Origin of the sequence: Morganella sp. BCCO 40_0007 (genome assembly GCF_032989665.1) — a bacterium.
Lineage (GTDB): Bacteria > Pseudomonadota > Gammaproteobacteria > Enterobacterales > Enterobacteriaceae > Morganella > Morganella sibonii.
Map to the genome: position 1 here is coordinate 73,610 of NZ_JAVBIN010000005.1, position 12,585 is coordinate 86,194.

13 protein-coding genes are annotated in these 12,585 nt (G+C 52.0%); 10 read left to right on the plus strand and 3 right to left on the minus strand.

Annotation, left to right across the window (positions count from 1 at the left end):
* The first annotated feature begins 66 nt into the window (after positions 1-66).
* The 5 genes from ispG to der all read left to right on the plus strand — a co-directional run bounded on the left by ispG (position 67) and on the right by der (position 6,107).
* Positions 67-1,191, plus strand: a complete 1,125-nt coding sequence (gene ispG / locus R5268_RS07280) for a flavodoxin-dependent (E)-4-hydroxy-3-methylbut-2-enyl-diphosphate synthase (RefSeq protein WP_046892496.1) — start codon at positions 67-69, stop codon at positions 1,189-1,191.
* Between the two features lie 166 nt (positions 1,192-1,357).
* Positions 1,358-2,638, plus strand: coding sequence for a histidine--tRNA ligase (gene hisS, locus R5268_RS07285; protein WP_317419058.1), 1,281 nt, complete (start codon positions 1,358-1,360; stop codon positions 2,636-2,638).
* A gap of 10 nt (positions 2,639-2,648) precedes the next feature.
* Positions 2,649-3,266 (plus strand): YfgM family protein, encoded by a 618-nt coding sequence (locus tag R5268_RS07290; RefSeq protein ID WP_218455379.1) that lies wholly within the window; start codon positions 2,649-2,651, stop codon positions 3,264-3,266.
* Positions 3,267-3,280: 14 nt separating this feature from the next.
* The gene (bamB, locus tag R5268_RS07295; protein ID WP_046892493.1) at positions 3,281-4,453 is read left to right on the plus strand and encodes an outer membrane protein assembly factor BamB; all 1,173 of its coding nucleotides are present in this window, start codon (positions 3,281-3,283) and stop codon (positions 4,451-4,453) included.
* Positions 4,454-4,601: 148 nt separating this feature from the next.
* Entirely contained in the window at positions 4,602-6,107 is a 1,506-nt protein-coding gene (gene der, locus R5268_RS07300) for a ribosome biogenesis GTPase Der (protein WP_107678393.1), read from the plus strand.
* Between the two features lie 48 nt (positions 6,108-6,155).
* Here the strand turns inward: der and R5268_RS07305 are convergent, their stop codons facing one another.
* Together R5268_RS07305 and hemF are read right to left on the minus strand one after the other, a co-directional pair.
* The gene (locus tag R5268_RS07305; RefSeq protein WP_317419059.1) at positions 6,156-7,256 is read right to left on the minus strand and encodes a M4 family metallopeptidase; all 1,101 of its coding nucleotides are present in this window, start codon (positions 7,254-7,256) and stop codon (positions 6,156-6,158) included.
* 101 nt (positions 7,257-7,357) lie between these two features.
* On the minus strand, positions 7,358-8,263 hold the full coding sequence (gene hemF, locus R5268_RS07310; RefSeq protein WP_317419060.1) for an oxygen-dependent coproporphyrinogen oxidase: 906 nt from the start codon (positions 8,261-8,263) through the stop codon (positions 7,358-7,360).
* Positions 8,264-8,376: 113 nt separating this feature from the next.
* On the opposite strand from hemF, the gene R5268_RS07315 reads away from it, so the two are divergent.
* On the plus strand, positions 8,377-8,808 hold the full coding sequence (locus R5268_RS07315) for a GNAT family acetyltransferase (RefSeq protein WP_046892488.1): 432 nt from the start codon (positions 8,377-8,379) through the stop codon (positions 8,806-8,808).
* Here R5268_RS07315 and R5268_RS07320 read toward each other — a convergent pair.
* Positions 8,805-9,218, minus strand: coding sequence for a YgiW/YdeI family stress tolerance OB fold protein (locus R5268_RS07320; protein ID WP_218455382.1), 414 nt, complete (start codon positions 9,216-9,218; stop codon positions 8,805-8,807). The two genes, R5268_RS07315 and R5268_RS07320, sit on opposite strands and share 4 nt — an antisense overlap.
* Positions 9,219-9,399: 181 nt before the next feature.
* Here R5268_RS07320 and R5268_RS07325 point away from each other — a divergent pair, with 181 nt between their 5' ends.
* From R5268_RS07325 to cysP, 4 genes are all read left to right on the plus strand, one after another.
* Positions 9,400-9,993, plus strand: a complete 594-nt coding sequence (locus R5268_RS07325) for an RpoE-regulated lipoprotein (RefSeq protein WP_317419061.1) — start codon at positions 9,400-9,402, stop codon at positions 9,991-9,993.
* Between the two features lie 102 nt (positions 9,994-10,095).
* The gene (locus R5268_RS07330; protein ID WP_317419062.1) at positions 10,096-10,992 is read left to right on the plus strand and encodes a Dyp-type peroxidase; all 897 of its coding nucleotides are present in this window, start codon (positions 10,096-10,098) and stop codon (positions 10,990-10,992) included.
* A gap of 278 nt (positions 10,993-11,270) precedes the next feature.
* A complete protein-coding gene (locus R5268_RS07335; RefSeq protein ID WP_218455384.1) occupies positions 11,271-11,438 on the plus strand; it encodes a DUF2933 domain-containing protein in 168 nt (55 codons plus the stop codon).
* 114 nt (positions 11,439-11,552) lie between these two features.
* Positions 11,553-12,584: a thiosulfate ABC transporter substrate-binding protein CysP gene (cysP, locus tag R5268_RS07340; RefSeq protein ID WP_046892484.1), complete on the plus strand. Its 1,032-nt coding sequence runs from the start codon at positions 11,553-11,555 to the stop codon at positions 12,582-12,584.
* The last annotated feature ends 1 nt before the right edge of the window (position 12,585 follow it).

The following is a 12,585-nucleotide window of genomic DNA, read 5'->3' on the forward strand; positions in this document are numbered from 1 at the left end:
TAAATCTTTACTACATAATAAACACAGCAATGATTAAGGGCACAAGGATGTTCCGGAGAAAGACATATGCATAATGAATCCCCGATAAAAAGACGCAAATCCACCCGTATTTATGTGGGGAATGTGCCGGTCGGTGATGGTGCACCTATCGCAGTGCAATCAATGACAAACACCCGGACAACGGATGTTGAGGCAACCGTCAGACAAATAAAATCCCTTGAGCGCGTCGGCGTGGACATTGTCCGCGTGTCAGTACCGACGATGGATGCGGCGGAAGCCTTTAAACTGATTAAACAACAGGTATCAGTACCGCTGGTGGCAGATATTCACTTTGACTACCGTATTGCGCTGAAAGTGGCGGAATACGGTGTGGATTGTCTGCGTATCAACCCGGGCAATATCGGCAGTGAGGATCGCATCCGTCAGGTGGTGGATTGCGCGCGTCACTATAATATTCCTATCCGTATCGGGGTGAACGGCGGCTCACTGGAAAAAGATATCCAGGAGAAATACGGCGAACCGACACCGGAAGCGCTGCTCGAATCTGCCATGCGTCATGTGGATATTCTCGATCGTCTGAACTTTGATCAATTCAAGGTCAGTGTAAAAGCGTCTGACGTTTTCCTGGCGGTCGGTGCATACCGTCTGCTCGCGAAGAAGATTGATCAGCCGCTGCACCTGGGGATCACCGAAGCGGGCGGTGCACGCGCCGGTTCGGTGAAATCCGCGATCGGATTAGGTATGCTGCTGTCGGAGGGTATCGGTGATACTCTGCGTATCTCGCTGGCGGCGGATCCGGTGGAAGAGGTGAAAGTCGGGTTTGATATCCTGAAATCCCTGCGTATCCGCTCACGCGGCATCAACTTTATCGCCTGTCCGACCTGCTCCCGTCAGGAGTTCGACGTGATTGGCACAGTGAATGCCCTGGAACAGCGTCTGGAAGATATCATCACACCGATGGATGTATCGATTATCGGTTGTGTGGTCAACGGCCCGGGTGAGGCGGAAGTCTCCACGCTGGGCGTGACCGGGGCGAAAACCCGCAGCGGATTCTACGAAGACGGCGTCCGTCAGAAAGAGCGTCTGGATAACACGGATATGATTGATCAGCTGGAAGCGAAAATCCGTGCCAAGGCGGCTATGCTGGATAAAAATAACCGGATTGATATCAGTCTGGTTGATAAAGAGTAATCGCGGACCGGCTCATGACTGATGAGCCGGTTTTGTCTGTTTTGGCAGAGATACGGTTTTAAGACGATATACTGTTTTAAGACGATATATCCGCCTCCCGATATTGCGCCCGCACAGGGTCGCTTTTATAATCGGAAACATATTTCATTGAGTTAAGAGAATTAACGTGGCGACAAAAATCCAATCTGTTCGTGGTATGAATGATTATCTGCCTGCTGATACTGCGGTATGGCAGCGTATTGAAAACACGCTTAAACGCATTCTGACAAGCTACGGGATCAGTGAAATCCGTACGCCGATCGTCGAGCATACCCCCCTGTTTCAGCGCGCCATCGGTGAAGTGACTGATGTTGTTGAAAAGGAAATGTACTCTTTTCAGGACCGCGAAGAAAATGTGAGTTTAACACTGCGGCCGGAAGGAACAGCGGGCTGTGTTCGTGCCGGGATTGAAAAGGGGCTGCTGTATAATCAGGAACAGCGTCTCTGGTATATCGGGCCGATGTTCCGCCATGAGCGTCCGCAGAAAGGCCGTTATCGTCAGTTCCATCAGCTGGGAGCGGAAATTTTCGGCCTGAGCGGCCCGGATATTGACGCCGAGCTGATTATGATGACCGCCCGCTGGTGGCGTGAACTGGGCATTGCGGAGCATGTCACCCTGGAACTGAACTCAATCGGTTCATTGCAGGCGCGTGCTAACTACCGCGAAGCGCTGGTCGTGTTCCTGGAACAGCACAAAGACAAGCTGGATGAAGACTGCAAACGCCGGATGTACACCAATCCGCTGCGTGTGCTGGATTCCAAAGACAAAGTTGTTCAGGAACTCCTGAACGATGCACCGGCACTGTTTGATTATCTTGATGAAGAATCCAAAATTCACTTTGACGGCCTGTGCGCGATTCTGGATGCTGCCGGTATTCAGTACCGCATCAATCAGCGCCTGGTCCGTGGTCTGGATTACTACAACCGCACCGTGTTTGAGTGGGTAACCACCGCACTGGGCTCGCAGGGGACTGTCTGCGCGGGCGGCCGTTACGACGGGCTGGTAGAGCAGCTCGGCGGTCATAATACCCCGGCGGTTGGTTTTGCGATGGGTCTGGAGCGCATGGTACTGCTGGTGCAGGCGGTGAATCCTGATTTTGTGAGCGAAACAGCGGTGACCGATATTTATCTGGCGTCTTTCGGTGAAGGCAGCCAGGTGGCAGCGATGATGCTGGCGGAACAGATCCGCGACAGCCTGCCGGATGTGCGTATCATGACCAACTACGGCGGCGGCAACTTTAAAAGACAGCTGAGCCGTGCGGATAAAAACGGTGCGCGTATCGCCCTGATTTTAGGTGAGGATGAAATTGCCAACGGGACAGTCACTGTCAAAGAACTGGCCACCGGTGAGCAGCAGACGCTGGCACAGAGCGGGCTTTCCGCTCGTCTGAGCGAACTTTTAGGTTAAGGAGAGACGTGTGGAAGTCTATACCACAGACAATGAACAGGTATCAGCGCTGAAGAGTTTCTTTGTTGAAAACGGCAAAGCAATCGCAGCAGGATTGATCATCGGTATCGGCGGTATCGCCGGCTGGAATTATTATCAGTCTCACCAGGTCAGCAAATTACAGGACGCGGCTATTGCCTATGAAATGGCGATCGCAGCGAAAGGTTCTCCGGAGGAGCAGGCTGCCCGTCTGCAGGCCTTTGCGAAGGACGCCAACAATAACTATGGTGCCATCGCCGGTCTTGATCTGGCGATGAAAGCGGTTGACAGCAACGACCTCCCTGCGGCGGAAAATGCCCTGAGTCAGGCGCTGACAAAAACCGATAATGAAGATTTGAAAGATCTGATTAATGCACGTCTGGCCCGCGTACAGCTGGGACAGAAAAAACCGGATGCCGCGCTGGCAACCGTTGCGGCAATAAAAGGGAAAGGCTGGGCGGCTTACGCACAGGATATCCGCGGTGACGCCCTGTTACAGAAAGGGGATGTGAAAGGCGCGCAGGAAGCCTATACCGCCGGTATTCAGAGTGAAGGCGCCGGGACTATCAAATCCGTTATGACATTCAAACTCGATAACTTAGCCGGGTGAGGGGACTATCGATAATGCAACTGCGTAAAACACTGCTGGTGGGATTAGTCGCTTCTGTGCTGCTGGCCGGCTGTTCAAGTGAACAGGATACTATCGTGATGTCACCACTGCCGGAAGTGACAAATCAGTTCACACCGGAAACGGTGTGGGATAAATCCGTCGGTGACGGTATCGGTAAATACTATTCTCACCTTTCCCCTGCATGGGAAGGAAGCAGTATCTATGCCGCAGATCGCAATGGCCTGGTCAAAGCACTGGATGCCGATTCCGGCGTTGAAATCTGGTCAGTGAACCTGGCGGAAAAAACCGGTTTCTTATCTGCCAGTATCCCGGCGATGTTATCCGGCGGTCTGACCGTTTCCGGTGAACACCTTTATGTGGGTACTGAACGCGGTACGCTGATCGCCCTGAACGCAAATGACGGTGAAATAGCCTGGACGGCAAACGCCGGCGGCGAAGTGCTGTCCCGTCCGGAAGTCAGTGAGGGACTGGTGCTGGTGCATACCGGTAATGGTCTGCTGCAGGCATTCGATACCGCAACCGGCGAACAGCGCTGGAGCCTGAACCTGGATACCCCGAGCCTGTCGGTCCGTGGTGAATCCGCCCCTGCCGTGGCAATGGGCGCCGCCTTTGTCGGCGGTGATAACGGTCGTGTCAGTGCGGTTATGCTGGGTCAGGGACAGCTCATCTGGCAGCAGCGTATTTCGCAGGCTACCGGGACCACTGAAATCAGCCGTCTGAATGACGTGGATATGACGCCGGTTGTTGCTGACGGCCGTGTTTATGCTATCGCTTATAACGGTAATCTGGTGGCGATGGATATGCGCAGCGGTCAGATCCTGTGGAAACGTGATTTCGGCTCAGTGAATGAACTGGTGCTGGATGGTGAATCGCTCTATGTCGTTGATCAGAATGATAACGTCTATGGCCTGCGGGCTGCTGATGGCGTCACTATGTGGTCACAGGATAAATTACTGCACCGTAATCTTTCCGCACCGGAACTCTTTAACGGGTACCTGGTGGTGGGTGACGGTGAAGGTTATCTCCACTGGCTGGATACGTCCAACGGGCAGTTCGTGGCACAGAATAAACTGAGCAGTTCAGGTATTCTGAGCCGTCCGTCAGTTGCCGGTGATAAACTGATGGTACAGGCCCGTGACGGACGCCTGTATTTACTCCGCCGCTGACAGTAAACCGCTGTTTCCGGCATCACTCCGGCAGGGTAACTGACTGCGGAGTGGTTTCATTGACGGCTCCTGAATGACAGGGGCCGTTTCGTCTTTAATCTCCTGTATGGTGCAGGGGATTTTTTCAGTGTTATGAGGCAGTAAAAGCATGATACCTGTCGTTGCTCTGGTCGGGCGTCCCAATGTCGGGAAGTCCACATTATTCAACCGCTTAACGCGTACGCGCGATGCGTTGGTTGCTGATTTCCCCGGCCTGACGCGGGATCGTAAGTACGGTCGTGCAGAGGTTGAGGGACAGGAATTTATTATTATCGATACCGGGGGTATTGACGGTACGGAAGAGGGTGTTGAAACCCACATGGCCGCACAGTCACTGCTGGCGATTGAAGAAGCCGATATCGTGCTGTTTATGGTGGATGCCCGTTCCGGTCTGATGCCTGCGGACAGCGGTATCGCCAAACATCTGCGCAGCCGCGATAACAAAAGCACGTTTGTGGTGGCGAACAAAATCGATGGTATCGATCAGGATCTGGCGCTGGGTGAGTTCTACAGCCTGGGTCTGGGCGAAGTGGTACCTATCGCTGCGTCACACGGACGCGGCGTGAGTCAGCTGATCACCCGTGCGCTGGTGCCGTTCTACGGCGAGCCGGAAAGTGAGGATGATGATCGCGAGTTAACCGAAGAAGAGGCTAACGCCGCTTACTGGGAAGAGCAGGAAGCGCTGGCTCAGGCCGCAGAAACGGAAGACGGTGAAGAGGAAGATGATTTCAACCCGATTGACCAGCCGATTAAAATGGCGATTGTCGGGCGTCCGAATGTCGGGAAATCCACACTGACCAACCGTATCCTCGGCGAAGAGCGCGTGGTGGTTTACGATATGCCGGGTACAACCCGCGACAGTATCTATATCCCGATGGAACGTGACGGACGCGAATATATCATTATCGATACCGCAGGTGTGCGTAAGCGCGGTAAAGTCACTGAAACTGTTGAAAAGTTCTCGGTCATCAAGACATTGCAGGCCATTGAGGATGCTAACGTGGTGCTGCTGGTGATTGATGCCCGTGAGGGAATCTCAGACCAGGATCTGTCACTGCTGGGCTTTATTCTTAATGCCGGGCGCTCTCTGGTTATCGCCATCAATAAATGGGATGGTATGACAGCGGACGACCGCGATCACGTCAAAGATATGCTGGAACTGCGCCTCGGCTTTGTTGATTTTGCCCGTATCCACTTTATCTCTGCGCTGCACGGCAGTGGTGTCGGTAATCTGTTTGATTCTGTACAGGAAGCGTATGACTGCGCGACCCGTCGTGTCAGTACCGCACTGGTCACCCGCATTATGAAAATGGCAGCAGACGATCATCAGCCGCCACTGGTGCGCGGTCGCCGTGTCAAACTGAAATATGCGCATGCAGGGGGCTATAACCCGCCGATTATTGTTATCCACGGTAACCAGGTATCAGATTTACCGGATGGCTATAAACGCTACCTGATGAACTATTTCCGTCAGTCACTGAAAGTGATGGGTACGCCTATCCGCATCCAGTTTAAAGAGGGTGAAAACCCGTTTGCGGATAAGAAAAACGTCCTGACAGCGACCCAGCTGCGGAAACGTAAACGCCTGATGTCTCATATTAAGAAAGGGCGTTAACAAAGAAAACCCGCATTTTAATGCGGGTTTTTTTATGTCCGGACATTATTACGGCTCCAGCCCGACGGCGTGCCAGGCACTCATCAGTACCGCTGCAACTTCCTCATCATAATTATCACCGGCGACGGTCATGGTTTCGCGGGCAAAAGTCCGGAAATCACATTCCGGCGGCAGGTTGCCTCTGCGCAGGGTATCAAACCAGATTTGGCCTGCCACCTCCCAGCTGTACCCGCCGAGGGCGGAGGCGAAATGATAAAATGCATGATTCGGGATACCGGAGTAGCAATGCACGCCGCCGTTATCATTTTCCGGATCATCCGGCAGCTCAACATAATCGCGCATATGTGCCACTTGTTTATCCTTACCAATCACCGGATGGTTATAGGCATTTCCCGGTGAAGATAGTGAACGTAATGCTTTTATGCCGCTCTGTTTATTAAATAATGTTCTGCCGATATGCCAGTCCCCCTGGTGGCTCGCGTGGCGGCGGTGATAATGGCCCAGCATGATGGCAAACACATCACAGACGGATTCATTCAGGGCACCGGATTGATGGCTGTAAGTCAGCGGGGAAAGGTGATCAATCACGGCATGGGAAAACTCGTGTGTGGCGATATCCAGCTGAGCAAAACTCAGGAACAGCGGGGATTCACTCAGCGGGGCATCACCGGCACCAAAAACGAGGTGAGCACCGTTCCAGAACGCATTGCAATAGCCGCGCCCGTAATGTGTCATGGCAGAGATAGTGGCATTGCTGTCATTGAACGATTTGTAATCAAAAACATCGTCGAAAAAACCGTAAATGATATTAAGGTATTCAAACATATTGTCCGTGTCCGTATCACTGAGAACGGCCGGATAGTGCTGTGTGTTTTTTGCTTTTCTGTCTTCCCGGTAATACAGAGCAGGAACGGTAGTCAGGTTTTTCAGATGCATAACACGGCGGTGTACCGGTAAATGGCATCCGGTTTCTGTCAGAGAGGCATAATTGCACGGCGTGATGTCTGTGCCGGGCTGGTGACTGTAAGCCAAAAGCTGGTGTATATGCTGATAGCATAACAGCGCTTCTTCATTATTTTCTTCATGAAGCAGCCGTTTCTTCAGAATCCAGGGCGGTAAAAATGAATAGCGCGGGGCGTGTGCTGACATAAGCGGTTCTCCTCAGGTTGGAGCCGCTATTTTTGCGGAGGAAAATACTTACCGCAGCAGACTATCAGCCTGCTTTTCAGTCAGCACACTGTGAATTGATATCAGACCCAGTCCCGCGGGATCAGGAAATCGTCCAGCGCGGCTTCAGGGGAACCGGCCTGCGGCTGGTAATCATATTCCCAGCGCACCAGCGGCGGCATTGACATCAGGATAGATTCCGTCCGGCCGCCGCTCTGTAAGCCGAACAGGGTACCGCGATCCCACACCAGATTGAACTCAACGTAGCGGCCGCGCCGGTAGAGCTGGAACTGCCGTTCGCGCTCACCATAAGGGATAGAACGACGTTTTTCCGCGATGGGCAGATAAGCGCGGGTAAAGCCGTTGCCGACAGCCTGAGTAAACGCAAAGCATTCCTCAAAACCGGGTTTATTCAGATCATCAAAGAACAGACCGCCGATACCGCGGGCTTCATTACGGTGTTTCAGATAAAAATAGTCATCGCACCATTTTTTATAACGCGGCCAGGCATCCTCACCCAGTGGCCGGCAGATATCCCGTGCCACGGTATGCCAGTGTACGGCATCTTCGGAAAACGGATAAAAAGGTGTCAGATCAAAACCGCCGCCGAACCACCAGACCGGCTCACATCCGGCTTTTTCGGCTATAAAAAAGCGGACATTGGCGTGCGCGGCCGGCACATACGGATTATGCGGATGCAGCACCAGGGAAACACCCATGGCCTGATAGTGACACCCGGCCAGTTCCGGCCGGTGTGCGGTGGCAGATGGCGGCAGATTATCCCCGCTGACATGTGAAAAATTGACACCGGCCTGCTCAAACAGTGCGCCGGATTTCAGTACCCGGCTGCGTCCGCCGCCGCCGGACTCCCGCTGCCATTTATCTTCAGTAAACGCCGCACTGCCGTCACTGGCGGCCAGTTGTCCGCAAAGGGAGTCCTGCAATTGAAGGAAAAAATCTTTAACACTGTCACTATCAGGGATATTCATTACATCACGACCATTGAGCTGCGGATAAACTTTAGTATATCATTTTGTTTTTATAAGATATCACACCCGTTCCGTCACGGACACGGGCAGACAACCGGCAGACAGGTAACGGTATGGACATTCGCACATTTCAGCAAGGTGATTTTGAAGAGGTTGTTGCGCTCTGGGAACGCTGTGATCTGGTCACCCCCCCGGATGACCCGGAAACCGTGATCGAGCGGAAAATGGCACATGATCCGGCACTGTTTCTGGTGGCGGAGGTCAACGGTGAAGTGGTGGGCACACTGCTGGGCGGCTATGACGGATATCGTGGCTATGCCTATTACCTGGCCGTGCATCCGGAGTTTCAGGGGCGGGGAATTGCAAACGCTATGGTGGTGAGGCTGGAGAAAAAGCTGCTGGCGCGGGGATGTCCGCAACTGCTGCTGGCTATCCCGGATGACAATACCGCCACACTGAGTATGTTTGACAAACTGGCTTACGACGAATGTCAGCAGGACAGCCTGACCTACACGAAACGCCTGCTCACCGACCCGGAATATTAACTGCCCGGATTCACCACACTGAGCGCATCGGCGGTCACCACAATCTCATGGCGGTCTTTTTCCATTCCGCCTTCAATACGGATAATATCATTAGTCGTAATAATCTTTTTTCCCCACAAATCAGCCGGGATTTTTACTTCGACAATACCACTGTAATCCCCCAGCAGATAGTGTTCCGCTGAAATCTGAGACTGAATATTACCTTCCAGGATCACACGGCTGTTATCCTGCAGATAGGGCAGTTGTTTGATGACAAAACGCTGCGGCGTTTCACATTTGACAGTACTCTGATGATATTCATACGCGGAAAATGACGGCAAAGCAGCAGCAGGCTGAAGCCCTGATATACCTGTCAGAACAACTGCTGAAAGCAGATAAAAAGACGATGATGTGAATGTCATTTCAGCCATAGCTTACGACGCCGGTAAATGAGAATGTCGGTGATATGCCGGGACATATCTTATCGGAAACGTTAATTTACTGAATTCGTAAATATACTTATTTCATTAAAGTTATTTGATGTAATAATTCAGAATGAATGTTTTGTCAATTCCGGAGTCTGATATCTGAACCGAATGAAAGGAGCAATGAATGAAGTGTTATCAGGCAATTAAACTGGCTGCCGTGGCCGGTACCGTACTGATGCTGAACGGGTGCAGTTCGTTTTCATGGTCATCATTATCGCCGGTAAGCTGGTTCAGCAGCAGTGCAATGACGATGACGGCACAGGGGGTCGGTGATGTGAATAGTCAGACCGCCATGACAGAAAGTGCAATCAGTCAGGGTCTGGACGACAAATACACGCTGCGTGGTGGTATGCAGACAGAGCAGGGTGAGATCGTTAAGATTTTTGAGGGCCGGAAGAATGATAAAACCGTTATCCGGCTGTCCGGGCCGGAAAACGGGACTGTGCAGCGTATTGTCGTCAATGATGCGGATATCCGCACTGAGTGGGATACCGGAACCGGAACGCGGTTTTCTGATATCTATCCGCAGGCCGCTGCCGGTGCCTGTACGCTGACATCTGAATTTGACAATGTTGCACAGGTTATCTGTCGTTCACCACAGACCCCGCGTATTTCCTATGTTTTCCGCGGAATCTGGTTTGGTCCTGAAACACTGATGCCGTCAGATGATATTCTGAAAAACTGGACAGTCAGTTATGTCGTCTGGGCAAATAAATAACCCGCAATGACAGATGAACTTGCGGAATAGCAATGTAATTCCGTGTCAGTGATTTATGATAAGGCCATTTCCTGATCAGACTGACGATGCAAAGGGAGCAATATGTCACAAGCACAAAGCGGTATTCTGCCGGAACACTGCCGTTTCGGTATTTTTATTGAAGCAAACACGAAAGATGATTTACCGGCAATCCGGCGCGGTTGTCAGGTTTTTCTGGCGGCACTGAAAAAATTACAGGAACAATTTGCCTCTGATCAGCTGAGTGCAACAGTGGCATTCGGTCATGATCTGTGGCGTCAGCTGGGCAGTGAGAGCAGTGCGCCGGAGCTCAAAAACTTCCGTGAACTGGGGCGCGGTCTGGCACCGGCCACGCAGTATGATTTACTGATCCACATTCATTCTCAGCGTCATGATATCAACTTCTCGCTGGCTCAGGCGGCGGTGGCGGCATTTGCCGGTGCGGTTGAAATTCAGGGGGAAACACACGGTTTCCGCTGGACAGAAGAGCGCGACCTGAGCGGTTTCATCGACGGTACTGAAAACCCGGAAGGGGAAGAGCGTCCGGAGGTGGCACTGATCGCGGATGGGGAAGATGCGGGCGGCAGTTATATCCTCACGCAGCGCTGGGCGCACAGCCTGAATAAATGGACACGTTTTTCCGAAGAGCAGCAGGAAAAAATGATTGGCCGCACCAAAGCAGACAGCACCGAGCTGGATGAGAATGTGCGTAACGTGACTTCCCATGTATCCCGTGTGGTCATTGAGGAGGAGGGCGAAGAACTTTCCATTCTGCGCCAGAGCCTGCCGTACGGTACTGCCAGTGGTGAGCACGGACTGTTTTTTATCGCGTACTGCGGTCGTCTGCACAATATTGAGCAGCAACTGCTGAGCATGTTCGGCGAAACTGACGGTAAATTTGATGATCTGCTGCGTTTCAGTAAACCGAAAACCGGTGCTTACTATTATGCGCCGTCGCTGGAACAGCTGAGCGCGCTGTAATAGCAGGTTATGCGGTAAGTAACACAGTTGCTTATGTATAGCTGAAGCAACGGACAAATGAACGAAAAGCATGCGCGTCATGGATGACGCGCCTGAGCTTACAGGGAGGTATTTACAGCGGCTTTTCGTTTTGTCTGTTGTGGCAGCGCTCCCCGGACACTACCAACCGGCATTATCTTTATCCTTACAAAAACAAAGGTTAAATGACACTATTCCGCTGTACCTTCCCCTGAGGGCAACCCCTATCCTGCAGGTATCAACCACACAGGAGGTTCCTCATGTACGAATTTTTCAGAGAAAACTGGTTTCTGCTGATGTTACTGATTTGCCCGCTGATGCACTTCTTTATGCACAGAGGACACGGTTCACACGGCAGTTGTGACCACAATCAGCATAATGAAAAAGCATCAGCACAGCAGGAAGAAAAGAAACATATCGATGCGTAATATCCGGAAGGAAATAATCACTATATATAATTCCATAATGGTATAAGCAAATGGCTTGTATCACTTTACTGATATATGCACACTGACCGGAGTTCCCTGAAACGCATCATCATAATGAGGTTCTCCGCCGTGAAACTGTCTGCCAACGCTGTATTACCTGCCGGTCTGCTGCTCCTCTCTGCGGTGTGGAGTGGCGCCGCCGGTGCTGCTCAGCTGCTGAACAGCTCCTATGATATTGCCCGTGAGTTGTTCACGGACATTAACCCGCTGTTTGAAAAACAGTGGAACGCGGAACACCCGGACGATCCGCTGACTATCCGCCAGTCGCACGGCGGCTCCTCAAAACAGGCCCTGGCGATATTACAGGGACTGCGGGCAGATGTGGTCACTTATAACCAGGTGACAGATGTGCAGATTCTGCATGATAAAGGAAATCTGCTGGCGGCTGACTGGCAGGCCCGTCTGCCGAATAACAGTTCTCCGTATTATTCCACCATGGCTTTTCTGGTGCGCAAAGGAAACCCGAAACAGATAAAAGACTGGGATTCCCTGCTGCGTGATGATGTGAAAATCGTCTTCCCGAACCCGAAAACCTCCGGTAACGGCCGCTATACTTACCTGGCTGCGGAGGGTTTCTGGCAGCAGAAAAACGGTAAAAACAGTGCCAAAACGCAGGAGCAGATGAAAAAATTCCTCAGTAATGTCGCGGTATTTGATACCGGCGGCCGCGGAGCCACCACGTCATTTATCGATCGCGGGCTGGGGGATGTGCTGATCAGTTTTGAATCAGAAGTGAATAATATCCGCAATGAATATGGCGCGGATGATTACGATGTTATCGTTCCGGCATCGAATATTCTGGCGGAATTCCCGGTGGCGCGGGTGGATAAAAACACCGAAAAAAATGGTACTCAGGCTGTTGCCGATGCGTATCTGACTTTCCTGTACAGCCCGGCGGCGCAGGCAAAAATGACACAGTTTAATTACCGTGTTACTGACCCGGATGTGATGGCGGCGACCAAAGGACAATTTCCGCCGGTCACGCTGTTTAAAGTGGAAGATCAGTTTGGTTCATGGTCTGAAGTGATGAAAAGTCGTTTTAATTCAGGCGGTGAATTTGACACTCTGATGGCTCAGGGACGCTGAT